The 26798-nt window shown below is 69.0% G+C and carries 25 protein-coding genes; 10 read left to right on the forward strand and 15 right to left on the reverse strand.

The annotated features are described in order from the left end of the window. Positions 1-108 precede the first annotated feature (108 nt). The 3 genes from BUE16_RS12295 (at position 109) to BUE16_RS12305 (ending at position 3325) form a co-directional block, all read left to right on the forward strand. Positions 109-693 (forward strand): IMP cyclohydrolase, encoded by a 585-nt coding sequence (locus BUE16_RS12295; RefSeq protein ID WP_073310134.1) that lies wholly within the window; start codon positions 109-111, stop codon positions 691-693. A gap of 216 nt (positions 694-909) precedes the next feature. Beyond that, a complete protein-coding gene (locus BUE16_RS12300; protein WP_073310136.1) occupies positions 910-1602 on the forward strand; it encodes a metallophosphoesterase family protein in 693 nt (230 codons plus the stop codon). Between the two features lie 133 nt (positions 1603-1735). Further along, entirely contained in the window at positions 1736-3325 is a 1590-nt protein-coding gene (locus BUE16_RS12305) for a zinc ribbon domain-containing protein (RefSeq protein WP_073310138.1), read from the forward strand. Between the two features lie 51 nt (positions 3326-3376). On the opposite strand, the gene BUE16_RS12310 is transcribed toward BUE16_RS12305, so the two are convergent. Together BUE16_RS12310 and BUE16_RS12315 are read right to left on the reverse strand one after the other, a co-directional pair. Further along, positions 3377-4615 (reverse strand): MFS transporter, encoded by a 1239-nt coding sequence (locus BUE16_RS12310; RefSeq protein WP_073310140.1) that lies wholly within the window; start codon positions 4613-4615, stop codon positions 3377-3379. A 113-nt stretch (positions 4616-4728) separates the two neighbouring features. Next, the gene (locus BUE16_RS12315; RefSeq protein WP_073310142.1) at positions 4729-5169 is read right to left on the reverse strand and encodes a DUF2391 family protein; all 441 of its coding nucleotides are present in this window, start codon (positions 5167-5169) and stop codon (positions 4729-4731) included. Positions 5170-5361: 192 nt separating this feature from the next. On the opposite strand from BUE16_RS12315, the gene BUE16_RS12320 reads away from it, so the two are divergent. Both BUE16_RS12320 and BUE16_RS12325 read left to right on the forward strand, forming a co-directional pair. Next, positions 5362-6543, forward strand: coding sequence for an aspartate kinase (locus BUE16_RS12320; RefSeq protein WP_073310145.1), 1182 nt, complete (start codon positions 5362-5364; stop codon positions 6541-6543). 141 nt (positions 6544-6684) lie between these two features. Beyond that, entirely contained in the window at positions 6685-7284 is a 600-nt protein-coding gene (locus tag BUE16_RS12325) for a DUF7090 family protein (protein WP_073310147.1), read from the forward strand. Between the two features lie 84 nt (positions 7285-7368). On the opposite strand, the gene BUE16_RS12330 is transcribed toward BUE16_RS12325, so the two are convergent. The 6 genes from BUE16_RS12330 to BUE16_RS12350 all read right to left on the reverse strand — a co-directional run bounded on the left by BUE16_RS12330 (position 7369) and on the right by BUE16_RS12350 (position 11887). Next, complete coding sequence (locus BUE16_RS12330) at positions 7369-8229, reverse strand: DUF7089 family protein (protein ID WP_073310150.1); 861 nt, start codon at positions 8227-8229, stop codon at positions 7369-7371. Next, the gene (locus BUE16_RS17575; RefSeq protein WP_425600880.1) at positions 8230-8319 is read right to left on the reverse strand and encodes a hypothetical protein; all 90 of its coding nucleotides are present in this window, start codon (positions 8317-8319) and stop codon (positions 8230-8232) included. A gap of 105 nt (positions 8320-8424) precedes the next feature. Further along, positions 8425-9936, reverse strand: a complete 1512-nt coding sequence (locus BUE16_RS12335; RefSeq protein WP_073310152.1) for an MATE family efflux transporter — start codon at positions 9934-9936, stop codon at positions 8425-8427. Positions 9937-10211: 275 nt separating this feature from the next. Beyond that, complete coding sequence (locus BUE16_RS12340) at positions 10212-10838, reverse strand: OapC/ArvC family zinc-ribbon domain-containing protein (protein ID WP_073310154.1); 627 nt, start codon at positions 10836-10838, stop codon at positions 10212-10214. Positions 10839-10841: 3 nt separating this feature from the next. Continuing rightward, the gene (locus tag BUE16_RS12345; protein WP_073310156.1) at positions 10842-11246 is read right to left on the reverse strand and encodes a DUF2073 domain-containing protein; all 405 of its coding nucleotides are present in this window, start codon (positions 11244-11246) and stop codon (positions 10842-10844) included. Next, positions 11246-11887, reverse strand: a complete 642-nt coding sequence (locus tag BUE16_RS12350) for an Era-like GTP-binding protein (RefSeq protein ID WP_073310158.1) — start codon at positions 11885-11887, stop codon at positions 11246-11248. The genes BUE16_RS12345 and BUE16_RS12350 overlap by 1 nt, the downstream gene beginning before the upstream one ends. A 1023-nt stretch (positions 11888-12910) precedes the next feature. On the opposite strand from BUE16_RS12350, the gene BUE16_RS12355 reads away from it, so the two are divergent. After that, positions 12911-14620 carry a Cdc6/Cdc18 family protein gene (locus BUE16_RS12355; protein WP_143165435.1) on the forward strand — a complete coding sequence of 570 codons (1710 nt, stop codon included), beginning with the start codon at positions 12911-12913 and terminating at the stop codon, positions 14618-14620. Positions 14621-14941: 321 nt separating this feature from the next. On the opposite strand, the gene BUE16_RS12360 is transcribed toward BUE16_RS12355, so the two are convergent. Next, positions 14942-15769, reverse strand: coding sequence for a S26 family signal peptidase (locus tag BUE16_RS12360; RefSeq protein ID WP_073310159.1), 828 nt, complete (start codon positions 15767-15769; stop codon positions 14942-14944). A gap of 188 nt (positions 15770-15957) precedes the next feature. On the opposite strand from BUE16_RS12360, the gene BUE16_RS12365 reads away from it, so the two are divergent. Further along, on the forward strand, positions 15958-17547 hold the full coding sequence (locus BUE16_RS12365) for a DNA-directed DNA polymerase II small subunit (RefSeq protein ID WP_073310161.1): 1590 nt from the start codon (positions 15958-15960) through the stop codon (positions 17545-17547). A 311-nt stretch (positions 17548-17858) separates the two neighbouring features. After that, entirely contained in the window at positions 17859-18971 is a 1113-nt protein-coding gene (locus BUE16_RS12370; RefSeq protein WP_073310163.1) for an oxidoreductase, read from the forward strand. Positions 18972-19104: 133 nt separating this feature from the next. On the opposite strand, the gene BUE16_RS12375 is transcribed toward BUE16_RS12370, so the two are convergent. Further along, entirely contained in the window at positions 19105-19533 is a 429-nt protein-coding gene (locus tag BUE16_RS12375) for a hypothetical protein (protein ID WP_073310165.1), read from the reverse strand. Positions 19534-19673: 140 nt separating this feature from the next. Here BUE16_RS12375 and BUE16_RS12380 point away from each other — a divergent pair, with 140 nt between their 5' ends. Beyond that, a complete protein-coding gene (locus BUE16_RS12380; RefSeq protein ID WP_073310167.1) occupies positions 19674-20366 on the forward strand; it encodes a class I SAM-dependent methyltransferase in 693 nt (230 codons plus the stop codon). A gap of 18 nt (positions 20367-20384) precedes the next feature. Here the strand turns inward: BUE16_RS12380 and BUE16_RS12385 are convergent, their stop codons facing one another. From BUE16_RS12385 to BUE16_RS12400, 4 genes are all read right to left on the reverse strand, one after another. Next, entirely contained in the window at positions 20385-20672 is a 288-nt protein-coding gene (locus BUE16_RS12385) for a hypothetical protein (RefSeq protein WP_073310169.1), read from the reverse strand. An 84-nt stretch (positions 20673-20756) separates the two neighbouring features. Continuing rightward, positions 20757-21896 carry an ABC transporter ATP-binding protein gene (locus BUE16_RS12390; RefSeq protein ID WP_234972392.1) on the reverse strand — a complete coding sequence of 380 codons (1140 nt, stop codon included), beginning with the start codon at positions 21894-21896 and terminating at the stop codon, positions 20757-20759. 16 nt (positions 21897-21912) lie between these two features. Beyond that, positions 21913-23658: an ABC transporter permease gene (locus BUE16_RS12395; RefSeq protein WP_079991636.1), complete on the reverse strand. Its 1746-nt coding sequence runs from the start codon at positions 23656-23658 to the stop codon at positions 21913-21915. Then, entirely contained in the window at positions 23619-24797 is a 1179-nt protein-coding gene (locus BUE16_RS12400) for a thiamine ABC transporter substrate-binding protein (RefSeq protein ID WP_073310173.1), read from the reverse strand. The genes BUE16_RS12395 and BUE16_RS12400 overlap by 40 nt, the downstream gene beginning before the upstream one ends. A gap of 93 nt (positions 24798-24890) precedes the next feature. On the opposite strand from BUE16_RS12400, the gene BUE16_RS12405 reads away from it, so the two are divergent. After that, positions 24891-25979 (forward strand): AI-2E family transporter, encoded by a 1089-nt coding sequence (locus BUE16_RS12405; protein WP_073310175.1) that lies wholly within the window; start codon positions 24891-24893, stop codon positions 25977-25979. Positions 25980-26011: 32 nt separating this feature from the next. Here BUE16_RS12405 and BUE16_RS12410 read toward each other — a convergent pair whose 3' ends face one another. Beyond that, the gene (locus BUE16_RS12410; RefSeq protein WP_073310177.1) at positions 26012-26794 is read right to left on the reverse strand and encodes a sulfurtransferase; all 783 of its coding nucleotides are present in this window, start codon (positions 26792-26794) and stop codon (positions 26012-26014) included. Positions 26795-26798: the final 4 nt, after the last annotated feature.

Genomic DNA, 26798 nt, shown 5'->3' on the forward strand with positions numbered 1-26798 from the left:
ATAAGTATTCTGAACGTTCGTTCAGCGGCTGCGCGGCCGGTCCGCGATGACTCCCTCGGTCGTGCATAGACCACCACCTACTTGTCGCCTCGTGATGCACGGTCGTGTATGTACATCGGACGATTCGTCGTGGTCGGCCCGGACGTCGGCGCGTACCGCGTCTCCTCGCGCTCGTTCCCGAACCGGAAAGTGGTCCGTCGCGGCGACGACATGCTCACCGTGGCTCCGACGGCCGACGCCGAGGAGACGGACAACCCGTACGTGTCGTACAACTGCGCGCGGGCGGCCGGCGACGGCGCCGTAATCGGCAACGGCTCGCACGTCGATCCGATCGCCGAGAAGTACGACCGCGGCTACCCCGCCCGCGACGCGCTTGTCGAGGCGCTGCACGCGATGGACTACGAGAAAGACGACTACGACACCCCCCGCGTCGCCGGCATCGTCGAGGACGACGCCGGCTACGTCGGCATCGTGCGCCGGGACGCGCTGCTGGTTCGCGAGGTCGACGAGCCGCACCTCGTGGCGACGTACGAGGAGGACGAGCCGCGGCCGTTCGAGTTCGAGCCGCGGACCGCGGTGGCGGCCGCGCGGACGGCGTACGGACTCGACTACGAGCACGCCGTCTGCGCCGCGGGCGTCCACGTCGGCGACGGGGGGAGCTCCTTGGCCGTGCAGAACGGGAGCGAGGAGTGAGCCGAACGAGGTGGGCAGTTCGTCGCGGACGAGGGCGGAGATCCGGGGACCGAGCGAACGATCCGGGCGCTGGAGGCGCTCGATGACCCCGAGTTCGGCGGGCGGGTCGGTCGGGACGACGTTCGCCGCGCCGAGGCAGTTCGGGATCTGGCCCGACGCCTCGGGCGATTGACCCGCGGCACCGGACCTACCTATCCCGACGCCGTAGTGGACCGTATGCGACTGGGTCTCCTCTCCGACATTCACGGCAACCGGATCGCGCTGGAGGCGGTGCTCGACGACATGCCGCCCGTCGACGGACTCGTCTGCGCGGGCGACGTGGTCGGGTACAACCCCTGGCCCGCCGAGTGCGTCGCGACCGTCCGCGAGCGGGCGATTCCGACGGTGCGGGGCAACCACGACCGGGCGGTCGCCGCGGGGTCGGCGGCCGGCTTCAACGCGATGGCGCGGGCGGGCGTCGACCACGCCCGAAGCGCGCTCGACGACGACGCGATCGCGTGGCTCGACGGGCTTCCCGAGCGCCGGGCGGTCGCCGACGGCCGCGTCGCCGTCGTCCACGGACACCCCGACGACCCAGATCACTACACCCGCCGACGGGAGTTCGCCGGCGGGCTGATCGACAGCGCCGCCGACCGCCTCGGCGTCGCCGAGGCGGACCTCGACGCACTCGTGCTCGGCCACACCCACGTCCAGCACCACGGCGTGTTCCCCGAGGGCGTGGTCGTGAATCCCGGTAGCGTGGGGCAGCCGCGCGACGGCGATCCCCGCGCTGCCTACGCGGTCGTGGATCTCGACGATCGGACGGTCGAAGAACGCCGCGTCGAGTACGACACCGACGCGGTCGCGGCGGCGGTCGCGGACGCCGGACTCCCGGAGCGGATCGGAAGCCGGCTCGCCGAGGGGCGGTGAGCGGTCGCCCGCGACGGCGACCGGCTCGACCGCCGCGACGGCCCGCGCCGATCCGTCGCCACCGGCCCGCGCCGATCCGTCGCCCGGTTCGTGTCGGGGAATTAAGACGGTCCGACCGGATCAGCAATTACGAATGGATTGGATGGACGAGAATCTCCCCGACGACCTCGCGATCGCCGTCGTCAACGAGACGGGGTCGCGGACGACGGCGAACGTCGGCTGTCGAACCGACGGCGAGGTCCTGTTCGTCGATCGGGTGGTCCTCGATCCGGGGGAGCGCCGCGAGTGGACCGAGTCGGTCGCCGGTGCCGTCGAGGTCGGCGTGCAGGTGAGAGGCGGTGCGGAGGCGACCGAGCGGTTCGATCCCGGTGACGGGTCCGGTCGCGTGTCCGCGACGATCGCCGCGGGGTCGATCTCGTTCTCGACCGCAGGGAGGCGGGGCGGCACCGACGGCGCCGACGGTGGCGCAAGCGGCGATTCGTTCGCGGCCGCGGAGACGAGCGACTCCAGCGACTTCGGCGGCGACGATGGCTGGGGGTTCGACGGGAATTCGGCTGCCAGCGGCGACGCGTGGGGGTTCGACGACGGAGCGGCCGGAACAGGGGCCGACGGACCGATCGACGCCGGCGGCGGCGACTCGTCGGATTCGGCCTCTACGGGGGGGTCATCCGCCGACAGTGGCTGGGGGTTCGGCGGCGACGACCCCGACGGCAGTGGCGGTGGCGACGGCAGCGACGACAGTGTCGGCAGCGACAGCAGTGGCGGTGGCGACGGCAGCGCAGGTCGTCCGTCTTCGGACCGGAGCCGAACCGAGAACGCCTCCCGAACCGAGAACGCCTCCCGAACCGAGAACGCCGACTCGGCGGATCGACCGAGCGCGTCGACGGGCGCCGATCGGTCGTCGTCGCGGAGGCGGGGCGGCTCCGGCGACGGCCGAGGTGCCGGCGCGGACGCGAGCGGAACCGATTCGGCGGGGTCCGACGAACGCGACGGGGATGCCGGGGTCGCGGACGACCGCGGCGGATCCGCGACCGAGCGCGACGACGATCCGGCCGCTGGTGGCGCCGACGCCGACCACTCCGCGAGTGGTGCAGACGAGGCCGACGAGTCCGAGGACGAGGCGTCCGGCGAGGAAGAAACGCGACAGGCCGGCGCCGGCGAGAAGTACTGCCGTAGCTGCGGCGCGGTGATCAAACAGGAGGCTGCGATCTGTCCCGAGTGCGGCGTCTCCAACGAGGGGAGCGTGAGCGGCGGCGGGGGTGCCGGAAGCGCCGGACCCGCTTCGGAGCCGTCCGACTGGAGCACGGGCGTGCTGGTCGGCGGCGGGCTGTGGGGGATCAACCTCGTCATCCTCCTTCTGCTGGTTGTGACGTTCCGCAGCAGCACCACCGGCGGGAACTTCGACGCCGGCGGGCTGTTGCAGTCGCTCGGCCTGGCGGCCGTGTTGCCCGTCACGCAGTTCCTCGCGTGGGTGGTGTTCGGGATCGCGATCTACTACGACATGAAGTACGTCCGCTATCACGTGCCCGACTGGCCGCTCAGCGGGACGCTGTACATCGCCGCGGCGATCATCCTCCCGATCTTCACCCAGGTGTTCGGGGCGGCCGCGCTGTTCGTCGGCGGGTCGGTCGGCCTCGCGGTCGGTGGGATCGTCCCGGCGATCCTACTGGGGCTTGCGGTGCGCCACATCCGGACGCGAAACCAGCTCCTCTCGTCTGCGTGAGGAGGCTCGGCCCACGGAGTCCAGTCGGGGCCGTGTCACATTCACCGATGACTACGACGGCGCGGGGTCACCCGCGGCGCTCCTGACTGGTCGCACAGCGATCCAGAGGATCCCCGCCGCCAGCGAGACGGCAACGCCGGTCGCTGAGAGGAACCGGAGCGGACCGACCGCTTCGGCGACCCGCCCGCCGAGGACGTTCGCGGTGCCTGAGGCGAGCGTAAGCGCCATCGACACGCCCGACAGCACCGTCGCCCGTCCCACGTCCTCGACCCGGTCGTTCACGTACTCCGTCCGGACCGGTCGGGTGATCCGCTGGAGTCCTCGCCTGAGGAACAGCGCGGGGACCAGCAGCGCCGGAACGACGGCGAATGCGCCGTAGGCGACGCCGACGGCGGGAACGAGGAGGAACAGCACTCCGCGGGTGCCGAGGCGGTCGTGGACCGCTCCGGTCAGGCTCGACACGATCGCCGAGACCAGTTTGAACCCGGCATAGAGGAGGCCTAGCCCCGCGACGGGGACGCCGACCGACCGCATCGCCGGCTGCTCGAACACCCGCGTCACCGAGAAGGCGAGGTTGAACAGCGCCGCGTACGCGACGACCCAGCGGATCGACGGTCGCGAGAGCTCCCGACGGAGGACGCGAGCGACCTCGCGAACGCCGATCGGCGACGGGTCCGCGTCGTCGACGGCAGCGTCCTCGACGGCGGCGTCCTTGACGGCAGCGTCGTCCCCGGAACCGGCGCCGTTCGTCCGCGGGAGCGTGAACAACACCGGCAGCCCGATCCCAGCCAACGCGGCGTTGGCGAGAAACGGAAGCGACGAGTCAACCGTGTACAGCAGACCGACCGACAGCGCCGCCCCGCCCGAAAGCAGCCGCAGCACCGAGTCGGCGCGGCCGCTGATCCGGGAGAACTCCTCCTCCTCGCCTCGGGTCGCGAGCAGTTCGTACAGCCACGCGTCGGCGGCTCCGGTCTTGAAAGTCCAGGCGACCGCCCACAGTCCGTAGACGGTGGCGAACCCGAGCGTCGACTCCGCGAGCGCGAACCCCGCCATCACGGCGACGGTGACGGCGCTCCCGAGCGCGAGCGCCGCCCGGCGGCCCAGCCGATCCCCGAGATACCCCGTCGGCAGCTCCCAGACGACCATCGAGAACAGGAACGTCCCCTGGACGAGCCCGATCTCCGGGAGCCCGAGACCCCTCGATTCCATGTAGATGACGGAGACGGGGATGTAGAACCCCGACGAGAGCGACGCCCGGTAAAAGTAGTAGCGACGGACCAGCGAGACCATATCGGATCTACTCGAAGTACCCAAAAAGGCGTTCTCGGAAGCCGAATTCAGTAGTTCGCGTTACTGAAGCGCGGTTCAGTTGACCGGTCGGGGGACGGCCGACCGCCGGAGACTCAGAACACGGAGTCGGCGGTCGCCGCGCCGATGACCGAAAAGACGGACCCGACGCTCATCGCCTTCAGCGTGATGTACACCTGATCGCGCATCGACACGGGTGGGTCGATGTGGTTGGGGATGAGCGTCGCGGGCGCGTCGAACGCCAGTGCGAGGATCGCGACCGAGAGGTACGAGACGAGGATCAGCGAGACGAACCGCAGCGGCACCCCGCCGACCTCCGCCTCGCGGTCGGGGTCGCGGTCGTCGTCGGCCTTGTACAGCGCGCCGTAGCCGACCGCGAGAACGATCCCGATGGTCACGACCGTCTGATACCACGCCATCCCGACGGCGAGCCCCCACACCTCGTCGGTGACGACGAACGGCCCCGCGAGCAGGAAGCCGCCGACGATCTGCTGGGCGGAGTCCGCGAGCGCAAATCGCCGGCTGCGTCCGACCATGTCGCTCCCTCGCGGTGCGGGCTGAAAAATGCCCCGCGAGCGCGACGGCCGGTGACCGGACACAGCGGGCCCACCGCGACCGGCGACCCTTGCGACAGAGGACAGCGTTAAACGCGAACCGGTGTTATCCGGCGGCATGAATCGCGGAGAATCTGACGTACGTTCACCGATCACGCGCGGGGTGCGGCCGTAATGCGGGTCGTCGCCAAGTTCGGCGGCACATCTCTCGGCTCGGGCGACCGCGTCGAGCGGGCCGCAGACTCGATCGCCGCGGCCGTGGAGGCCGGCCACGAGATCGCCGTCGTCGCGAGCGCGATGGGGTCGACAACCGACGACCTCCTCGACGAGATCACTTTCGAGGTCGGCGACAAGGACCGCGCGGAGATCGTCTCGATGGGCGAGCGCACCTCCGTCCGCATGCTGAAGGCGGCGCTGGCCGCCCGCGGCGTGAACGCGATGTTCCTCGAACCGGGGCGCGACGAGTGGCCCGTCATCACCAACGAGGTCGGCGAGGTCGACGTTGAGGCGACGAGCGAGCGCGCGGCCGCGCTGGCCGCACAGATGGACATGGTCGTCCCGGTCATCACGGGCTTTCTCGCGCAGACGCTCGACGGCGGCGTCACCACGCTCGGTCGCGGCGGCTCGGACACGACCGCCGTGATGCTCGGGAAGTACATGGACGCCGACGAGGTCGTCATCGTTACCGACGTGGAGGGCGTCATGACTGGCGACCCGCACGTCGTCGAGGGCGCGCGAAACGTCGCGAGCATCACCGTCGACGAGCTCCGAAATCTCTCGTTCCGCGGCGCCGAGGTGATCGCCCCGTCTGCACTCGTCTACAAAGACGAAGATCTCGACGTGCGCGTCGTCCACTATCAGCACGGCGACCTCCTCGGGGGCGGCACGCGCATCGAGGGGAGCTTCGAGAACCTCATCGACATGCGCGAGGAGCCGCTCGCGTGCATCACCGTCGCCGGACGCGCCATCCGCAACCGACCGGGCATCCTCGCGGACCTGTCGGAGGCGCTGCGAGCGGAGGAGATCAACATCGACGCCGTCGCCTCGGGGATGGACTCGGTGACGTTCTACATCGACACCGACGCGTCCGACCGCGCGGAGGCGGCCCTCCACGACGAGGTCGTCGTCGGCGACGGCTCGCTGTCGTCGGTCAGCACCGAGGGCGACTACGCCGTCATCCGCGTCATGGGCGGGGAGCTGCCGAACCGGCCCGGCGTCGTCTCCAGCATCGTCGGCCCCATCGCCGACGCCGGGATCAACGTCCACGACATCATCACCTCCGCGACCTCTGTCGCGATCTTCGTCTCGTGGGAGGACCGCGAGGAGGTGCTCGAGATCGTGCAGGCGGAGTTCTGACCCCGCTCGGGCGACGGCGCTCAAGCGACAGCGCTCGGGCGACGGCGCTCAAGCGACAGCGCTCGGGCGACAGGCGACCCGGCCGCGTGGCGCCGTGCGGCGCCCAACGAGATTTAAGTTCGCGCGGCCGGAGACTCGGGCATGGACTACACGCTCGCCGTCGGCGACGTAGACACGACGATACCCGGCGGGTTCGGAGTGCTTCTGCTACACCCGAGCATCGGCGAGACCGACCGCATCGACACCGACTTTCTGAAGACCGACACGGATAATTTCCTCGTCGTCTCCACCCGAACCACCGCCCGCGAGGTCGAACAGAAACTGGAGCACTACGACGTCGACGAGTCGCGCGCGGAGATCCTCGACACCATCTCCGTGGAGCGGGGGTACTCGCGCCGCAGCGCGGACCACTACCACTACGTCTCGGCGCCCGACGACCTCGACGGCGTCGTCGAGCAGGTCGAGCGGTTTCTCGACTCCCACGCCGGAAAGCGCCGGGTCAGCGTCGATTCGCTCACCGAGTTGGCCTACTACGCCGACATCGACAGCGTCCACGACGCCGCGAGCCGGATGCTCGACCTGCTTGTCGAATACGACGCCGTCGGCTTGTTCCACCTCTCGCGAGAGGTCCACGACGCCGACGAGATCGCACGCTTCCGCGACCTCTTCGACGTGGTGATCGACCTCACCGACGACGGGTCGGTGACGGTTGATCTTCCCGGGGGCCAGTCCGAGGACTAGCTGATCGGACCGCCACGAACGGACCGCTGGGAACCGATCGCCACGAACGGACCGCACCGGTGGACCGGACGGGCGGTCGCGCGGCTACTCGTCGAGCGTCTCGAACGTCTTGCTCGCCCAGCGGACCGCGTAGTCGGCGCCGTGGTCGCGGTATGCGGCGGTGTCGAGCGCCGAGAACGGCGCCGGAAGGTCCAGGTCGTGTTTCACCGCCGCACAGGCGTACTCCGTCGCCCCGGTGAACGAGAGGCCGCCACGGGCGACCTCCGACGGGAGGTTCTCCAGTCGTCTGACAAGGCGGTCCCCGGCGTCGAGCCACGCGGCGTGGATCTCGGGGTGGATGGTTGCGTCGCTGTCGGAGTGATCGATGTCGCTGCCGGTGTCGCCTTCAGCGTTCGCGCTGCCGTCGCCGTCCGCCGCCCACGATCGGAACACCTCGCGGGTCCGGAGGCCGACCCAGGCGTCGAACAGCGCCGCCGCGAGTTGGTACGTCTCGTTCGACCCCAGCGGCGTCGCCGCCGCGAGGTCGCGGTACGACTCGCCGAAGAAGGGGAGGAAGTGCTCGGGAACGTCGAGCGACAGTTCGACGAACGCTTCCGCCAGCAGGAACGCGAGGAACTCCTCGGGCGTTCCCTCCGCCCGCTTCTTTGCGATAACCGTCGGCGGCGTCGTCTGGCGCGTCCACACGACGGTGCCGTCTCCGGGCATCCCGATTGTGAAATCCGATCCGGCGTACCGACGCAGTTGCGGCGGCGCATCCTCGGGGAGCCACTCCGCCGGGTACGCCGCGGGGTCGAGCGCGTCGACCAGCAGTCCGAGTTCCTCGGCGGCCTCCGGCGGGAGCGTCTCGAAGTCCGCTCCGGCGTCGAGGACGACGCTGTCGGGGGCGTACGCCTCGCGGACGGCCGCGACCGGCTGTGGGAGCGTTCGGCGCTCGAAGCCGGCCATCTACCCGAACGCGAGAACGAGGATGATGCCGACCGCGAGGACGGCCGACACGCCGACGGTACCGAGCACGATCTTCGTCGCCTTGCTCATGCCTCGACGTGGCGAGGCGTGGTGTATAAAGGCTTCATTCCGTCGCCGTCAGCCGGTGGGGAACGCGCGGGTCGAGGCGAAGCGCTGCCTCGGTACTCGGGCCGCTCAGTCCGCGTCCGCCGACGCGCCGACGCCGGACTCGCGGGCCACGGCCTTCCAGGCGTCGCTGTGGTAACGGACGAGGTTGACGGCCGCACGGGCGTACATGTCGCCGAGGATGGCCGCGAACACCGCGGCGAGCCCGAGCCCCATTCCCGGGAGCGGGACGGCGAGCGGCGCGAGCCCGACGGTCGCCGCGAGCGGGCCGGAGAACAGCGTCACGGCGTAGCCGGCGGGGAGCGCGAGCGCGGCGATCGGCAGGCGGACGAGGTAGGTGCTGATCAGACCGCCGTAGAACGGCCAGCGCGTGTCGCCGGCGCCGCGCAGCCCGCCCCGCATCGTCCGCGAGACGGCGAATCCGGCGACACCGAGACCGAACACCCGGACGAACGTGACGGTGAGCGCGAGGTTCTCCGAGCCGAACGCGGCGGCGATCGGGCGGGCGGCCAGCGCGATGACCGCCCCGATGAGCAGTTGGGTGGCGAGCGCGAGGCGGAGGGTCTGCCAGCCGTACCCGTCGGCCTCCTCGTCGTCGCCGGCGCCGATCGCCTGTCCGACGAGCGTCGAGGCGGCCGTTGAGTAGCCCCACGCGGGCATCAGCGCCAACAGCATCACCCGGCGGCCGATCGCGTAGGCGGCGACGACATCCGTTCCGAGGACGCCCAGCAGGAACAGGAAGGGGAACCGCCCGAACGTGCGCGAGAGCCGGGTGCCCGCGAGCGGAAGGCTCACGCGGACGAGTTCGCGCGCGACGCCGGTGTCCCACTGCTTGCCGCCGACTGGGAGGCGAACCGAGTAGCGACCCGACAGCAGCGCACACCCGAACACGACGCCCGCGAGCGTCGTCGCGGCGACGGTGCCCCACGCGGCCCCGACGACGCCCAACTCTGGGAACGGACCGATCCCGAAGATGAGCGCGGCGTTGAGACCGACGTTCGTCGGGAGCGTGAGCAGGCGGACGTACATCGGCGTGCGGGTGTCGCCCGACCCCGCGAGCGCGCGGGCGGCGATCATCGACCAGAAGCGGAACCCGACCGAGTACATCACCACGCGCAGGTACGCCCCGCCGAGGGCGATGGTCTCGGCGTCGTTGGTGAGGACGCCGATCAGTTCCTCGCTGTAGAAGTGAGTGAAGACCGTGATCGGTACCGCGAGCGCGAGCGCGAGCCACAGCGACTGCTTGATCGCGAGGTTCGCCTCCGCCGGGTCGTCCGCGCCCTGAAGGCGAGAGACGACGCTGATCGTTCCCGAGGTGAGCGCGAGCGCCAGCCCGAACGGGACGAAGTAGTACTGAAACCCGAACTCCAGCGCCGCGATCGCCGCGCCGCCCGCGTACATCCCGACCATCAGGAAATCCGCGACCCGCAGGAGCGTCCGCAGACCGCCGGTCACCATCACCGGGACCGCGAGGTCGAACGCCTCCTCGCCTTTCTTCGGATCGATCAGCCCGAACGCGGCCAACACGGAGGGGAAAGCGAACAGCGCCGATCGGAGGCGCTCGCGGAGCGCGGAGAGCATCCACTTCCGATCGGAAAGCCCGACAGCAAGGGAGTATCGAAACCAGAAACCGACTCAGGTGGGACCGTATAGGTCGGGGGGAACGATGTCGTTCGAGTGGGAGGTATGGTTCGGAAGGAAGGGATAGTTCGAGTGGCGGGGTGCGCTTCCGAATAGAGGGCTGTTTCGAGTGGAAAATGGATTCGACTAAATCGATGTGAGGCGGGCCGAATCAACCGAGTTGTCCGGTCGTGAACGGGACCGATTCGGGTGGAACAGGGCGTTCGTGTCCACGTTCAGCGGTCGTCCCAGCCCTCTGGCATCTCGATGACGTACCGTCCGTCCTCGCGCAGCGAGATGATGTACTCCTCGCGGTCGTACAGCTCCATGAGGTTCAGCTCGTACTTCCCCGGGCTGACGATGCGAATGGACTCGAACTGGTCGTTGAGCTTCTGGCGGAGCGCGTCGAGATTGGGATCGGCCGACTCCTCATCAGACTGTGCCGTCCCGTCGTCCGGTGGGTCCTCGCTCGGCTCCGAGGCGGGTCCGGTCGGCTCGGCGGCGGCGGCGAGTTCGTCCGGGGAGACGACATCGGTGCGCGCGCTCGCCTGCGCGCCGTCTTCGGTGTCCGACGACGGCTGGGACGAGCCGGTCGATCCGACCGACCCTCCCGATCGAGCGTGGTCGCTGGAGTCGGTATCGGGCTGCGGTGGTTCCGTCCGCCTCGCGGCGGACTCCCCGGGATCGGGGCGAGTCGACTCGGCGTCCCCGTCGGTATCGCCCCCCGCTTCGGGTGGAGGTGAGTCCGATGCCCCCGCGGGGCGGAACTGGAACTTGTTGCCGCCGCAGTCGGGACACCCCGAGAGCATCTCCTTGGAGCCGTCCGCGAATGTCTGCCCGCAGTTGGTACACTGGTGGGGCATTGGTTACTTCCGGGAGACGAGCGCGCTGATGAGGTCTTCGTCCTTGTGCAGCGTCTCGATCTGGTTGGCCGGCCCGATCACGGTCAGCTTGTTGGCGGCTTCCTCCTTGCCGAGGAGCCGACCGACGAGGCCCTGATTGGGCTGCTGGCTCGACGGGTACGTCTCGATCTCGATCCCGGAGAAGTCGTCGGGGCTGATCTCGGTCATTGTCACCTCGATGAGCTTCGACTCCTCCTCGGGGGAGAGCCCGGCCTCGAGAACGACGATGTCGCCGTCGCGGACGGAATCGAGGATGAGCCGGATCTTTTCCATCGAGGTGAGGCCCTCCATGCGCGCGCCGCTGATCAGGTCGATACGGACGCCGTCGCCGTCACCGTCGCCGCCGTTGGGGGTGGTCGCTTCGGGCATTATCCGAAGTACTCCGCGATCTTCTCGTACACTTCGTCCATGTTGTCTCCCTCCAGCGCCGACAGCGGTACTGTCTCGTGCTGGGGGAACGCGTCGGAGATGCGCTTCACGTCGGCGTCGTCAAGGTCAACCTTGTTGGCGAAGATGAGCACCGGTAGGTCCTGGCTCTCGATGATCCCGATGAGCATCGTGTTGACCTGCGTGAACGGGTCCGTTGAGGAGTCTAGCACGTAGATGACGCCGTCGACGTCCTCGCGGAGCCAGTGCATCGCCTCGGCGACGCCCTCGGTCGCCTCCCGCGACCGCTTGACGGCATCGTCCTTCTCCATGTCGTGGTCGAGGAACTCCTTGTAGTCGACCTTCGTGGTTACGCCCGGCGTGTCCACGATGTCAATAGTGACGGTCTTCCCGTTCCGTTCGATCTGGACGTTCTCCTTTCTACGCGCGCGACGCGTCTCGTGCGGGATGTGACTCTCCGGTCCCACCGCGTCGCCGGTCCAGTCGCGGGCGATCCGGTTCGCCAGCGTGGTCTTCCCGGCGTTCGGCGGGCCGTAGATCCCGATCCGTTTGGGCTCGTCGTCGGCGAACAGCCGATCGGTGACCCGTGTGATACTGTCCCTGAGATTGGTGAGCAGACCCATCCTGGCCTCCGTTTCCCCTCCGTCCCGTGTGGAGGGCGTTATCGCCCCAAACCCTCCGTGCCACTTAAGCACTACGTCAGACGGGGTACGTGAGGCTTTCCAGGGGACAGGGCGGAATTTCTCTTCGACCCGTGAAATTCGCGATCCGAGCAGAACCGACTGATCTCAACCGTCCCCGCCCGTATCGGACGCCCTACTGAGACGAGAGTGGTGAGAGATACGGGCGACGGGCGCCCCCGACGGAGACTAGGCTCAGATACTAGCGTCGGCCACTGAGTCGCGAGTAGCGCCCGACTGTATGAGTCGGCTTCCGGATAGACGGGATCGCGGAGATCGAGGCGTCGCTTCCTGGAGTCACAGGCTAGTGAGAACGAGATATTCCACACCCCCACCCCTCCGTTTCGAGTGGAACTGCCGAAAGACCGGGGCGGTGTTCACGCGCCACGTATTTTTCAGTGCTCAACGCACACCTAATAAAATAATTTGCTAGTCGTTCGGTTATTGTTAGCTAGCATGTGTAATAAATATACCGCAGTCTAGACGGACTCCACCCCCCACCCGGTCGTGGCCGGTTCCACTGGAAACGAAGGGGTGGGGGGGTCACAGCTCGACTACAGTACGGGGTCATCAATCCGATCATACCCCGAGACATCCCCCCAGCTTCTAGTCGAAATCGGTTACTCGATCCATGCGAAGGTCAGTTCCTTCCGACCGCAAATCTCGATCGGAGCCCCACGAACCGACACTGAACAAACCGTCCGCGAACGTCCGCCGGTAGGACGCCGCGATCGCCCCGCCATGCCCTCGATTTCTCATCGAACTGTGCACCAGCGGCGATCTAGTCGGACTGCACCGCGGAACAGTAACGTTTTTTTACAGGCTGTCCATCCATTTCGGTTGCATCACCTGGACGCCGACCGTCACCGAAGCGGACACAAACCCTACCGCACACGGGGCGAACCGCCGCGATCTGGCGGGTGCCGGGTACGGATTCCAGTCGAAACGAAGGGGTGAACCACACGGATGACACAGGACGACGAACCGAATCGAAGCTCGAACTCCGGCGGCACCGACGCGAACCGAACCCCGGCAGACGATCGCAACGCCGACAACGACTCCACTCGAAACGTGGGGCTGTCGTCGCCCGACGATCGCGACACCGGCGGCGATAGCCTCTCCGCGGACGGTGACGGCGAGGACGGCGAGGACTCCGAGGAGAGCGCCGCAGGAGACGCGGACCGGACCGACCACGACGCGACCGGCGCCTCGTTCGAGTTCGGGTCAGGGTCGCGGTCGCGCGCGGATGTCGACCTCGACGTCGACGAGGTGCTCGCTGATGACGACGAGGCTAGCACGGGTCTGTTCGACGATCTCCTCTCGGGAGAGCCGATCTTCGAGAACAAGGAGGTCCTCCGTCCCTCGTACACGCCGCACGAACTTCCCCACCGGAAGGACCAGATCAACAAGATGGCGACCATTCTCGTGTCCGCGCTGCGCGGAGAGACGCCGTCGAACATCCTCATTTACGGGAAGACGGGGACGGGAAAGACCGCCTCCGCGAAGTTCGTCTCTCAGGAGCTCGAGTCCACGTCCCAGAAGTACGACGTGCCCTGCGAGGTCGAGTACATCAACTGCGAGGTGACCGACACGCAGTACCGCGTGCTCGCGCAGCTCGCAAACAAGTTCATCGAGAAGAACGAGGCCGTCATCGACGACCGGCTCGACGACCTTCGCGATCTCCGATCGGCATCGACAGACAGCTCCGACGCGCTCGATGACACCGAGTTCGACGCCGTCGCCGACGTGGACGACCGGATCGCCGACCTAGAGGCCGACCGCGAGGAGATGGAGGAGGTGCCGATGACGGGGTGGCCGACCGATCGGGTGTATTCCACGTTCTTCGACGCCGTCGATTATCACGAGCGCGTGGTCGTTATCATGCTCGACGAGATCGACAAGCTCGTCGAGAAATCGGGTGACGATACGCTGTACAACCTCTCGCGGATGAACTCCGAACTGGAGAATTCCCGGATCTCCATCATGGGGATCTCGAACGACCTGAAGTTCACCGACTTCCTCGACCCCCGGGTCAAGTCGAGCCTCGGCGAGGAGGAGATCGTCTTCCCGCCGTACGATGCGAACCAGCTTCGGGACATCCTCCAGCACCGCTCGGACATCGCGTTTAAAAACGACGCGCTCACCGAGGACGTGATTCCGCTGTGTGCTGCCTTCGCCGCCCAGGAGCACGGTGACGCCCGCCGCGCACTCGATCTGCTGCGCACCGCCGGCGAACTCGCCGAGCGTTCGCAGGCGGATCTCGTCGAGGAGGCGCACGTCCGCCAGGCCCAGGACAAGATCGAACTGGACCGCGTCGTCGAGGTCGTGCGGACCCTCCCGACCCAAAGCAAGATCGTCCTCTTTTCGATCATCCTCCTCGAACAGAACGGGGTTCACAACGTCAACACCGGCGAGGTGTTCAACATCTACAAGCGCCTCTGTGAGGAGATCGATGCGGACGTGCTCACCCAGCGACGGGTGACCGACCTCATCTCCGAGCTCGACATGCTCGGGATCGTGAACGCCGTCGTGGTCTCGAAGGGTCGCTACGGTCGCACGAAGGAGATCAGCCTCTCGGTCCCCGTCGAGGAGACCGAAGCCGTCCTCCTGTCGGACTCCCGCCTGGGTGACATCGAAGACGTCCAACCGTTCGTGCAGGCTCGCTTCGACAACTGATCGATCCCAGATCTCCGATCGGTCACCAGTCACCCGTCGCTGCTCGTCTGATCCAGATTGGCTCCGGCCCCCTCACGTCAGCCCGAATCGTTGTGCTCGTGAATCAGTATACCCCCTTGCTTCGACTCCACGACCGCTTCGCAGTACCTGATTTTCGAGGAATAATTCGCTCTACTTGAAATGGCGGATGCGTGTCCAACACATGGCTGTGTGTCCAACGCATGGCTGTGTGTCCGAGACACCGTCCTCGTCGGCACGCGGTACGTGGCGCGGGCTGTCGATTCGCGGCGACGGAGCGCCGCGTACGGTGCGGTGACGCCCTCACGCGGCAGCGGCGGTCGGCGCGCCGCCGGCCGCCGTGACGGACGGTGCTTCCGGCGCCATCGACAGTGATCCCGGTGCCGACAGCGATCCCGGCGCCGACAGCGACTCCGTCCCGTTGGCGGCGTCCACGCGTTCGACTCCGTCGGTCGATCCCGCCACCACGCCGTTTGAGAGCCCCTCCGCCTGGACGAGCACGGCCTCCGAGAAGACGAGGCGGACGTACCCGAGATAGGGGATGCGGACGCGCGCGATCCCGCGGACCCACTCGGATCGCACGACGGGCGCGATCCCGCTCACCTGGTCGTACTGCGCGTTCGCGTCGCCCTTCGTGATGAAGCCATCGTACGGCGCGGGACAGGCCGAGATCTGCTTGCAGGAGTTCGACGGGAGGTAGTCGGGGTTCGCCCGGTCGACCCAGTTTTCGCCCTCCTCGACGTGGAGGCGAGCGCGGTGGATGATCGGCGGCCCGCCCGAGTCCGGAGGTCGGTAGACGACCACCGACCCGGGCGCGCCGAACGTCGAGTATCCCCGTTCGAGACCGGTTTCGTGGGTGACGATTCCGGTGTCGCCGTACGCGAACTCCGGCGAGAATCGGTCAGGCTCGGTGATGAACACGAGGTCGCCGCGCTCCATGTGCGGCTCCATACTGCCGGATTCGACGGCGACCATCGGCGGCCACACGCCCGACACGGCGAACAGCAAGAGACCGATCGTCGCGACCGCCAGCACCGACGTGAGTATCTCTCGGATGAATAGCAGCGCCCCGGTTTCGGCATGAAGGAACCGCGACAGCGGGTCGTCGGGGCGGCTCCCGTCGTCGCTCATTACTCACTCGAACCCGGCGACCGGTGTTGAAGCTTCTGCTAGGTATCTCACGGATGACGGGCGATCGTGGAGAATACCGCTACACCGACCCCGCGCGCCCGGCAGATTCCGACATCGGGTATTGTTCCGATGGGGGTGTTGTTCCGACATCCGCTATCCTTTTGACCGCCCCCGGCCGACCATCAGTCGTGCCGCTGGAGACGTCCTCCCGAGTCGTACAGGCGCTCACCCGCCGCGGGTACAACGCCCAGCGGGAGGCCGTCACCCTGATCGCCGAGTCGGAGACGCCGGATCTCGCGCTGGAGGCGGCCATCGAGGCCGCGCCCGAGGACGCCCTTGTGGTGACTGCCGACCACGTCCGCGAGGCGCTCGCGAGCGACCCGGTGCCGGACCCGGAACAGGTCAGGGGAGAAAGCGACTCCTCTCACGCGCCGGCGCCGACCGCAACCGACTCCCCCTCTTCCCCCGCCGAAGACCCCCCCGTTTCGACTGGAACGACAGACGCGAAACCGCCTGATGGATCTTCGTCGGTTCCACCCGAAACGAAGGGGGTCGCGGGCGGGGATCGATCCCCGCCCGCGCCGACCGTCGCGAACGACATGACCGGCGAATCCACCGGAACCGGCGCGTACAAGGAGTTCGTCGGGGTGTTCCGCGACCGCTACGAGCGGCTCTCCGGGCAGCTTCGGGGGCGCGTCAACCATCGCCCCGCCGACTCGATTGAGGCGATGGGCGGCGGCGCCGACGTGGAGACGATCGGCCTCGTCAACGACATCCGCTCGACGGCGTCGGGGCACTGGCTCATCGAACTGGAGGACACCACGGGGACGTTTCCGTGCCTCGTGATGAAGGACCGCGACATCGCGGACCTGGTCGACGAGCTGCTCTTAGACGAGTGCATCGCGGTGTCGGGGACGCTCGCGGACGACGCGGGCATCATCTTCGTCGACGCGATCCACTTCCCCGACGTGCCGCGGACGTACCGTCCGAACACCGCCGACCGCCACGTCCAGGCGGCGCTCGTCTCCGACGTGCACGTCGGCTCCCAGGAGTTCCTCGCCGACGCGTGGGGTCGTTTCGCCGACTGGCTCCACACTGAGGAGGCGGAGACCGTCGAGTACCTCCTTATCGCCGGCGACATGGTCGAGGGGGTGGGAGTCTACCCGAACCAGGACGACGAACTGGACATCATCGACATCTACGAGCAGTACGAGACATTCTCCGAGCATCTCAAGCAAGTCCCCAGCGACATGGAGATCGTCATGATCCCTGGGAACCACGACGCCGTCCGGCTGGCCGAGCCCCAACCCGGTTTCGACGAGGAGCTTCGGGGGATCATGAGCGCCCACGACCCCCAGATCGTGAGCAATCCCGCGATGGTCGACGTGGAGGGCGTGACCATCCTCATGTACCACGGGGTCTCGCTCGACGAGGTGATCGCTGAGCTTCCCGAGGAGAAGGCAAGCTACGATGAGCCGCACAAGGCGATGTATCAGCTCCTCAAGAAGCGCCACGTCGCTCCGCAGTTCGGCGGGAAGACCCGCGTCGCCCCCGAGGAGCGCGACTATCTCGCCATCGACGAAGTGCCAGATGTGTTCCACACCGGCCACGTGCACAAGCTCGGCTGGGGGAAGTACCACAACGTCCTCGCGGTCAACTCCGGCTGCTGGCAGGCGCAGACCGACTTCCAGAAGTCCGTCAACATCGACCCCGACGCCGGCTTCGCGCCGATCCTCGATCTGGACACGCTGGAGATGACGGTGCGGAAGTTCGCCTGAGTGTCGGAGCGGGCGGTCGTCTGCGGAGTCGAGCACGCGACCCCCTGAACGGAGCCAGGTGTCGACCGGACGGGTCGGTTCCACCCGAAGCAACACCCTCCCAGCGAACTCGCTGAACGGCGCTCTCGGCGTCCGTATCTCCCGTATGGACCGGTAGTACCCCGTCGACACCATCGGTTCGAGTCCACCGATCGACGCCGTCGCAACCGCGGCCGGACGCATGACTACGGCGAGTGGTAGCACACGTGTTGTGTGCTGGAACGCGCACTCCCGCCGGCCCCTTATCCCCGAAACCGCAGTACGTGACTCCGATGACTGACGATCCGCTGTTCGACGAGTTCAAATTGAACGACCTGACGCTCGACAATCGCGTCGGCCTCGCGCCGATGACCCGCACGAGTGCGACCGACGAGGGCCACGCGACCGAGCGGATGGCTCGGTACTACGCCTCGTTCGCCCGCGGCGGCTTCTCGTTCCTCGTCACCGAGGGCACGCACCCCGACGCGACCCACAGCCAGGGGTACGACAATCAGCCGGGCCTCGCGACCGACGAACAGGCGGCGGCGTGGGAGCGGGTCGTCGACGCCGTCCACGGGGAGGGCAGCGCCATATTCGCACAGCTCATGCACGCCGGCGCGCAAGCCCAGGGGAACCGCTACGGCTACGGTCCCGTCGCGCCGTCGGACCACCGCCCGCCGGGGGAGCAGTCGGAACTGTACGGCGGCTCCGGACCGTTCCCGGAAGCCCAAGCCCTCGACGCCGCCGACCTCGACGAGGTCCGCGACGGCTTCGTCGCGGCCGCCAAGCGGGCGGTCGACGCCGGCTTCGACGGCATCGAGGTGCACGCGGCGAACGGCTACCTGCTTCACGAGTTCGTCGACCCGACGGTGAACGACCGCGACGACGAGTACGGCGGCTCGCCCGAGAACCGCGCGCGGTTCCCGGCGGAGGTCACCGACGCGATCGACGAGGCGACGCCCGAAGACTTCGTCGTGGGCGTGCGGGCCTCTCAGGGGGCCGTCGTCGACGAGGAGCGCGTCTGGCCCGACGGGGATGCGACCGCGGAGGCGCTGTTCACCGCGCTGGCCGCGGCGGGCGCCGACTACGTCCACGTGACCGGCGGCGACGCGACCGCGCCGGAGGTGCCCGACACGGACCGAACGCTCGCACAGCTCGCCGTCGAACACGCCGGTGCCGACGCCGCGGTGATCGCCAACGGCAGCCTCGGCGACCCCGCGACCGCGCGGGCGGCGCTGGCCGACGGCGCGGACCTGATCACGCTCGGTACCGGCGCGCTCGCCAACCACGACTGGCCGAACCGCGTTCGCGCGGGCGAGTCGCTCGACGACCTCGACCCGACCGTCGTCTTCCAGCCCGACGCGTCGCTCAGCGATCCCGAAGTGCCGTCCCCGAGCGACGACTGAAGCAGCCGAGTCGCTCGGCTACGCTTGCGGCGGCGGGGCGGCCCGCTACGTTTGCGGCGGCGAGAGGGCCCGCTACGTTTGCGGCGGCGAGAGGGCCCGCTACGTTTGCGGCGGAGCCCGGCAGGGCGGCCCGCTACGCTTCCTCCACCCGATAGCGGGTCGTCGCCTTCCCCTCGAACTGCGGCCCCGGTCCGGCCGCCTCGAACCCGGCGCGCTCGGCGGCCGCGCGGAGGCCGTCCTCGCCGTCGATCACGAGCAGCTCGACGGCCATCTCCTCGGTCGCGGCGAACCGCAGCGGCTCGGCGAGCAGCTGCTCTGCCGCCTCGCGAGTCCCGCCGAACTGCGTGACGTGAACCGTGTCGCCGCGGACGTCGAAGCTGACGAACCCGAGGAGGTCGTCGGGGTCGGCGTCGACGTCCTCGTTCGGGTCGGTCGCCGCCGCCTCCTCGACGGCGACGCGAACCGTCCGGTCGTGGACCAGCCCGCGCATCGCGTCCGACGGCGCGTCGGCGATCGCCGCCAGCGCCTCGGCGTCCGCCTCCACCGCGTCCCGGACGTGCATACCCTTGCTTGGCCCCCGTTCACCCTAAAGCCTCACCCCGCTCTGCGGTCTCGCGGGGCACTCCGCGACCCGCGATCGCGCCGGCGCCCACACCCGTCGACACCGGCGGGATATTAGGTGTCGCAGCTGAATCCGCCGGCATGAGCGTTCGCGACGAGTTCGACGCCTGGGCCGCGGACGGCCGGGACAAGGGGATGGAAGAGCGCCACTGGAACACCGCAAAGCACGTGCTCGCGCGGCTGCCCGTCGAGGAGGGCGACCGCGTGCTCGATCTCGGCACCGGCAGCGGCTACGCGCTGCGCGCGCTGGCCGACTCGACCGGGATGGACCGCGGCTATGGCCTCGACGGCGCCCCAGAGATGGCGCGCAACGCCCGCGAGTACGCCCGAGCCGCGGACCCGGACGCGGACCTGGGATTCGTCGTCGGCGACTTCGGCTCCCTCCCGTTCGCAGACGACTCCCTCGATCACGCGTTCACCATGGAGGCGTTCTACTACAGCGGCGACCCCCACGAGACGCTTCGAGAGGTCGCGCGCGTGCTGAAGTCGGGCGGGACGTTCTACTGCGCAGTCAACTACTACGAGGAGAACGTCCACAGCCACGACTGGCAGGAGCACATCTCCGTCGACATGACTCGCTGGGGCGCCGACGAGTACCGCGCGGCCTTCCGCGAGGCCGGCCTGCACGTCGCCGAGCAGGACAACGTCGCCGACACGGAGGTCGACATTCCGCCGGCGGCGGAGTTCCCGACGGACTCGTGGGACACCCGCGAGGCGATGGTCGAGCGGTACCGCGAACTGGGCACGCTGCTCACCGTCGGCGTCGCGCCGTAGGCGGCCGGCACCCCCGGCTCACCGGTCGGCCGCTCCGTCGCCGTCGTTGCTGCCTTGGCCGCCGCCGCTCCCGGTATCCCGACCGGCGTCGTCGGCTGACGGGGCCGACTCGTCGACAGTGAGGGGCCCGCGGCCCGGCAGGATCGCCACCCCACCGAGGAGGCTCCCGCCGACGATCAGCACCATCACCGGTTCGAGCACGCCGGCGAGCAGCAGGAAGCCCGCTGAGACGACCGTGACCAGCCAGACGAGCACCAGGTCCCGGCTCGATCTGTCCCAACCGTCGCTCGCGTCGGTCTCGCTCACGGGGGCCGTGACTTCGCGGGATCAGAAAAACGACCGGAGTCGAGGCCATCGCGAGGGTCGGACGAGTCGGTCGACGCCCGTCGGTCACTCCCGCTCGACCACGCGCACGTCCTCGGGGTCGACGCCCAGCGTCACGGCCTCGTCGACCGCGAACGACCGCCGGCCGTCGGTCCGGGCAGTCAGGTCGACCCCGCCCCAGTCGCAGTGCAACCGCGTCGCATCGCCGAGGAACTCGGTGCTCTCGACGGTCGCCGACAGCGCCGCGTTCCCGTCGTCGCCCCCGCGCCCGGCCCGCGGGGCGCCGCGTCGAACCCGAACCCGTCCGGGCCGTACACAGACGACGAGCCGTTCGCCCGCCGAATGCGACGCGCCGCCGTCGGTGTCGGCCCCCGCGTTCGCCGTGTCTCCCACCGGCGTCGCCGCCGCGGTTCCGAACGGAAGCGGGATCGTGTCGGTGCCGTCGTCGGTCCCCTCCACCCGAAGCGACGGGGGGTCGCTCCGTTCGATCTCGCCGATGAGGACGTTGTTGTTGCCGAGGAACTCCGCGACGAACCGCGTTCGCGGTGAGTCGTACAGCTCACGCGGCGGGCCGACCTGCTCGATCCGTCCGTCGTCGATCACGGCGACGCGGTCGGAGACCGCGAGCGCCTCCTCCTGGTCGTGAGTGACGTACACCGTCGTGATGTCGAGCTCTCGTTGGATCGCCCGCACCTGCACGCGGAGCCGCTCGCGCAGGCGCGCGTCCAGCGCCGACATCGGCTCGTCGAGCAGGAGCAGGCGCGGCTCTGGCGCCAGCGCGCGCGCGAGCGCCACCCGCTGCTGTTGGCCGCCCGAGAGCGTGTCCGGGTCGCGGTCGGCGAAGCCGGGCAGGTCCACGAGGTCGAGCAGCTCCGCGACCCGCTCGGACTCGGTGGTTCCCGCGGGCGGCTCGGTAAAGCGGAGGCCGTAGGCGACGTTCTCGCCGACGCTCATGTGCGGGAACAGCGCGTAGCTCTGAAACACGACGCCGACCCCCCTCGCTTCGGGTGGAACTCCGGCCATCGACTCGCCACCGACGCGGATCGACCCCGTCGTCGGCTCCTCGAATCCCGCGAGACACCGGAGGGTCGTGGTCTTGCCGCACCCGGAGGGACCGACGAGCGTGAAGAACTCGCCCTCGTCGACCGCCAGGTCGACGCCGTCGAGCGCGGCCGTCGACCCGTATTCGACGCGGAGATCCTCCACTCGAACTCTCGCGTCGTCACCCACGGAACTCACCCCCGACCTGCTCGATGACGACGAACGAGGCGGCCGTCACCGCGAGCAACACGGTCCCCATTGCCGTCGCGGGACCGAGCCGGCGGCCGATGAACCGCTCGACGGCGACGGGCATGGTGTAGGTGCCGCCGCCCTCGGCGAGGATGACCGTAGCGTCGAACTCACCGATGGAGATGGCGAACGCGAACGCGGCGCCGGCGACGACGCCCGGCCACACGAGCGGCAGTTCGATGTCGAGGACGGCCCGGGCCCGGGAGGCGCCCAGCGCCCGCGCCGATTCCACGAGCGCGCGGTCCAGCGAGTCCAGCGGCGGCGCCACGGTCCGGACCACGAACGGGTACGCGGCGACCGCGTGGGCGGCGACGATCGCGACGGCGCCGGTGACGGTGAAGCGATAGCCGAACGCCTCGAACCCGAACACCAGCCCGCGGAGCAGCCCGAGTCCGACGACGATCCCCGAGACGGCGAGCGGCGCCATCGACAGCGCGTCGACGAGCCAGCGTCCGTGGAATCGCCGGGTCGTGAGCACCCCCATCGCGACGCCCATGGGGAGCGCGACGGCGAGCGTCGCCGCTCCGAACAGCAGCGAGTTGACGATCGCGGGGAACGGTTTCACCTGGAACGCCGCCCCGGTCGTCTGTCGCTCGATGAGGAATCGGTAGGCGTCGAGCGTGAGTCGACCGTCGGCGCTGACGCTGGCGTAGAGCATGCTCGCGAGCGGTGCGAGGAACACGAGCGCGACGACGACGGCGTAGCCGGCGATCGCGGCGCGAGGGGCGATCCGCTCACGAGTCCACGACGCCGGCCACAGCGCGCGTCGCGCGAGCGTCCGGACGCCCCGGCGCTCGGTCGCCTGCGCGCGCTCGTACCGGAGGTACAGCGCCATCAGCGACAGCGAGACGCCCGTTTCGAGCGCCGCCAGCGACGCGGCGCGCCCGTACTCCAGCTGCCGGCGGGCGGCGTAGATGAACACCTCGATGGTGGCGTACCGCGAGCCACCGAGCGCCAGCGGGATGGCGAACGTCGCGAACGTGAACACGAACGTCAGCGTCGCGCCCGTCAGGATCGCCGGGAGCAGCTGCGGGAGCACTACGTCGCGGAACGCCCGTCGCCGCGAGGCGCCGAGCGAGCGGGCCGTCTCGACGGCGCCGGCGTCGACGGACTCCCACGCGGCGGCGACGACGCGCGTCACCAGCGGGGCGTTGTAGAAGGCGTGCGCGACGAGGATCGCCCCCAGCGACGGGAGCAGGTCGACCGGCGGGAGCCCCACCGCCGACAGCGCGGCGTTGAGCGTTCCGCTCGCGCCGAACGTGGCGTAAAACGCCGCCGCGACCAGCACCGAGGGAACGACGAACGGGACCATCGTCACCGAGCGGAGGGTGTCGCGGCCGCGGAACTCGAAGCGGGCGAGCACCCACGCGCCCGGCAGCCCGAGGAGCACGCTCAGCAGCGTCGACAGCAGCGCCTGGTAGGCCGTGAAGCCGAGCACGCGGCCGAGGTAGAACTCGTCGGTGAGCACCTCGACGAGCGGGCCGAACGTGAGGCGGCCGCCCTCGACGACGGCGTCGACGAACACGGTCGCGACCGGGTAGTAGAACAGCACCGCAAGCAGGAGGGCCGTGACGGCCGCCAGCAGGGGCAGCGCGTACCGCTCGACGACGGCGGTCGGACTCCTCGTCCGGAGCCCGTTCACCCGCTGGCGAAGCGCCGCGCCCACTGGTCGGTCCATGTGTTGAGGTTAGCTTCGAGTTCGTCGTACGTGAAGGTGACCGACTCCGGCGGCTCCTTGGCGTACTGCGCGTAGTCCTCGGGCAACGGCGCGCCGGTGATCGCCGGGAAGGAGACGTTGCGCTGGGCGATGCCGGCTTGGATCTCCGGCCGGAGCATGAACTCCATGAACGTCTCCGCCAGCCGCGGGGCGTCGCTGTCTGCGAACCGCGCCATCCCCTCGGGGTTGGCGTACCCCTCGTCGTTGAGGAAGCGGATCTGGTGTTTCTGAAGGTCTTGCCCCTCCGCGGAGGCGTACACCTGGTCGGTGGAGTACGAGACGATCATCGGCGCCTCTTCGCTGAGGTACGCCGAGTAGGAGTCCGACCAGCTCCCGAGGACGGTGACACCGTTGTTCTGGAGTCGCTCCCAGTAATCGAGGTACCCGTCCTCGCCGAAGGCGTGGACGGTGTGGAGCATGAACGCCTCGCCGGTCGTCGAGGTCGTCGGGTTCTGCGCGATGAGGTCGCCCTCGAACGCCGGGTCGGTCATCGCCTCGAACGTCTCGGGCGCGACGAACTCGCCGCCCTCCATCGTCGCGTTCCACACCAGCGAGACGTAGCCCGTGTCGAACGGGACCGCCCGGTTTCGCGGGTCGAACCGGAGCCCCTGTTTGATCCGGTCAGCGCCGGCGAGGTCGCCCGCCTCGGCGAACATGGGGTCGGTGAACTGCCCGCTCCCGCGCTTGCTGTCCACGTCGATGAGCTGGCCGGTGTCGAGCCCGACGTACACGTCCGCCTCGAAGTCGACGCCCTGTATCGCGCGCTCGATGTAGTAGTTCAGCTCCGAGTCGGGCGTCTGATACACCAGCGTCGCGTCGAACTCGGACTCGAACTCCCGCTTCAGCCACGCGCCGGGGCTCGTCGACGGCGCGTTCACGAACGGCGGGTACGTCGCGACGACGAGCGTGTCCGCCATCGACTCGGTCGGCTCGCCGGTCGCTGTCCCCGTCCCCGGGTCGCCCCCCTCGCTCGTGTCCGTCGGGCCGCTCGTCGTCTCCTCGCCCGTCGGTTCCGCCGAGCAGCCGGCAAGTCCGGCCACGCCTGCGGCGCCGACCGTCCGGAGGAACCGCCGTCTGCTGCGTCCGTTTCCGTCTGTCATTACTCGGTGGTCACACTCAGAGATATTTAACCCCGGCGGTCACCGACCGCCAGACGGGCAACGGTTTTGTACCGGGGCACGCGGTATCGACGCATGGAGCCCAGCCGCCGAACCGCGCTCGCGGCGTTGCTCGCCGGGCTCCTCGTGGTGGCTGCGGTCGTGTTGGAGAGCGTCCTCTCGACGGTCGTGTTCGCCGTGACGGTCGCGTACGTCCTGTATCCGCTGCGGGAGTGGGTCACCGACCGCGGCTACCCCGACCGCGTCGCCGCTGGGACCGCGACGGTCGCGGGGTTCCTCGGCGTCGTCGCGCTGGCGGCGCCGCTGGCGTACGTGCTGTACCGGCGGCGCCGGGACCTTCTCGCGTTCATCGCAGCGATCCCCGACGAGGTCGTCGTCGACCTGGGGCCGTTCACCTACGTCGTCGAGACGGCGATCGTGTTCGTGACCGCGCAGGCGACGCTGCGGGGGCTCGCGATCTCGCTGGCGTCGGCCGCGCCCGTGATCGCGTTGAAGCTCGTCGTGTTCGTCACCCTCGTGTACGGACTGCTGTTCAAGCCGCGGGCGCCGCGCGTGGCGCTGTTGCGGCTGTGTCCCGGCGAGTATCACGACGTGTTGCTCGCGCTCCACCGGCGAACCGCATCGACGCTGCGGGCGATCTACGTGTTGCAGGGGGCAACCGCGGTTGCGACGTTCGTCGTGGCGCTCGTGACGTTCGCGGCGCTGGGGTACCAGTCGCCGTTCGCGCTGGCGGTCGTCGCGGGCGTGCTCCAGTTCGTCCCCGTGCTCGGGCCGAGCGTCGTCGTCGTCGCGCTGGCGGTCGTCGACCTGGTCGCGGGCAACACCTTCCGCGCGACGATCGTCCTCGTCGTCGGTCTGGTGCTGGTCGGCTTCGTCCCCGACGCGGTGATCCGCCCGCGCCTCGCCGGCGGCGCCACCGATCTCCCCGTCTCGGTGTACTTCGTCGGCTTCGTCGGCGGCCTGCTCACCCTCGGCGCCATCGGCTTCGTCGTGGGCCCGCTCGTCGTCGCGCTGCTCGCCGAGACGGTGCGGCTGCTCTCGGACGGCGGCGCGACCACCCAACAGCGGCTACCCGGCAGCGCGACGGCTGTCGCCGACGGTGACGCCGATGGCCGACCGGTCGGCAACCCGGACGGCGAGGTGAAACGGCGATCGGGACGGTGACTCGGCCGACGATGCGGACGGCGATCCGGACGCTACGCGGTGACGGTGTCGCCGCCGCGCTCCTCCCACTCGGTGAGGCTTCCCTCGTAGAACAGCACGTCGTCGTAGCCGAGATGGCGGAGCACGAGGTACGTGTGGCTGATCCGACGGGCGGTGTTGCAGTACAGCAGCACCTCCCGGTCGGGCGTGATCCCCGCGTCGGCGAGGATCGACTCCAGCTCCTCGCGGGGCTTCAGTCCGCGCGAGTCGGGGTCGACGAGCTCGAGCCAGTCGAGCTGGACCGCGCCGGGGAGGTGGCCCGCGGCGTACTCGTCGGGCTCGCGGGTGTCGACGATCACCGTGTCGCCGCCGAGTCGCTCCTCGACCCCCTCGAACCCGACGAGCGGGGAGCGAACGGGCTCGGTCGGTTCGTAGTCGGTCGGCTCCGGGTCGGGCGCCTCGTGCTCTGTCGGGCGTTCCCGGCTCCACGCGCTGTAGTCGCCGTCGAGGAGGTGCAGCCTCGCGGGGTCGTGGCCGTACAGCTCCGCGGTGACGAGAAAGCGCGCTGCGAACACGCCGTGCTCGTCGTCGTAGGCGACGATCTCGTCGGCACCGCCGACCCCGGCGGTCGAACACGACTCCGCCCACCGGGCTGCCCCGGGGAGCATTCCCTCGTCGCCGGCGTCGGATCTGAACTCGTCGAACGGGATCGACACAGCGCCCGGGAGATGGCCGATGCCGTCGTACTCCCAGGCGTCGCGCACGTCGACGAGTCGCACCCCGGGGTCGTCGAGGCGGTCGGCCAGCCACGCCGCGGAGACAAACGTGTCGCTCATACTC

It is taken from the genome of Halobaculum gomorrense (assembly GCF_900129775.1).
Taxonomy (GTDB): domain Archaea; phylum Halobacteriota; class Halobacteria; order Halobacteriales; family Haloferacaceae; genus Halobaculum; species Halobaculum gomorrense.

Coding starts and splice junctions, on each gene's coding strand:
- BUE16_RS12295 (WP_073310134.1), top strand. CDS start 109: ATGTACATCGGACGATTCGTCGTGGTCGGCCCGGACGTCGGCGCGTAC.
- BUE16_RS12300 (WP_073310136.1), top strand. CDS start 910: ATGCGACTGGGTCTCCTCTCCGACATTCACGGCAACCGGATCGCGCTG.
- BUE16_RS12305 (WP_073310138.1), top strand. CDS start 1,736: ATGGATTGGATGGACGAGAATCTCCCCGACGACCTCGCGATCGCCGTC.
- BUE16_RS12310 (WP_073310140.1), bottom strand. CDS start 4,615: ATGGTCTCGCTGGTCCGTCGCTACTACTTTTACCGGGCGTCGCTCTCG.
- BUE16_RS12315 (WP_073310142.1), bottom strand. CDS start 5,169: ATGGTCGGACGCAGCCGGCGATTTGCGCTCGCGGACTCCGCCCAGCAG.
- BUE16_RS12320 (WP_073310145.1), top strand. CDS start 5,362: ATGCGGGTCGTCGCCAAGTTCGGCGGCACATCTCTCGGCTCGGGCGAC.
- BUE16_RS12325 (WP_073310147.1), top strand. CDS start 6,685: ATGGACTACACGCTCGCCGTCGGCGACGTAGACACGACGATACCCGGC.
- BUE16_RS12330 (WP_073310150.1), bottom strand. CDS start 8,229: ATGGCCGGCTTCGAGCGCCGAACGCTCCCACAGCCGGTCGCGGCCGTC.
- BUE16_RS17575 (WP_425600880.1), bottom strand. CDS start 8,319: ATGAGCAAGGCGACGAAGATCGTGCTCGGTACCGTCGGCGTGTCGGCC.
- BUE16_RS12335 (WP_073310152.1), bottom strand. CDS start 9,936: ATGCTCTCCGCGCTCCGCGAGCGCCTCCGATCGGCGCTGTTCGCTTTC.
- BUE16_RS12340 (WP_073310154.1), bottom strand. CDS start 10,838: ATGCCCCACCAGTGTACCAACTGCGGGCAGACATTCGCGGACGGCTCC.
- BUE16_RS12345 (WP_073310156.1), bottom strand. CDS start 11,246: ATGCCCGAAGCGACCACCCCCAACGGCGGCGACGGTGACGGCGACGGC.
- BUE16_RS12350 (WP_073310158.1), bottom strand. CDS start 11,887: ATGGGTCTGCTCACCAATCTCAGGGACAGTATCACACGGGTCACCGAT.
- BUE16_RS12355 (WP_143165435.1), top strand. CDS start 12,911: ATGACACAGGACGACGAACCGAATCGAAGCTCGAACTCCGGCGGCACC.
- BUE16_RS12360 (WP_073310159.1), bottom strand. CDS start 15,769: ATGAGCGACGACGGGAGCCGCCCCGACGACCCGCTGTCGCGGTTCCTT.
- BUE16_RS12370 (WP_073310163.1), top strand. CDS start 17,859: ATGACTGACGATCCGCTGTTCGACGAGTTCAAATTGAACGACCTGACG.
- BUE16_RS12375 (WP_073310165.1), bottom strand. CDS start 19,533: ATGCACGTCCGGGACGCGGTGGAGGCGGACGCCGAGGCGCTGGCGGCG.
- BUE16_RS12380 (WP_073310167.1), top strand. CDS start 19,674: ATGAGCGTTCGCGACGAGTTCGACGCCTGGGCCGCGGACGGCCGGGAC.
- BUE16_RS12395 (WP_079991636.1), bottom strand. CDS start 23,658: ATGGACCGACCAGTGGGCGCGGCGCTTCGCCAGCGGGTGAACGGGCTC.
- BUE16_RS12400 (WP_073310173.1), bottom strand. CDS start 24,797: ATGACAGACGGAAACGGACGCAGCAGACGGCGGTTCCTCCGGACGGTC.
- BUE16_RS12405 (WP_073310175.1), top strand. CDS start 24,891: ATGGAGCCCAGCCGCCGAACCGCGCTCGCGGCGTTGCTCGCCGGGCTC.
- BUE16_RS12410 (WP_073310177.1), bottom strand. CDS start 26,794: ATGAGCGACACGTTTGTCTCCGCGGCGTGGCTGGCCGACCGCCTCGAC.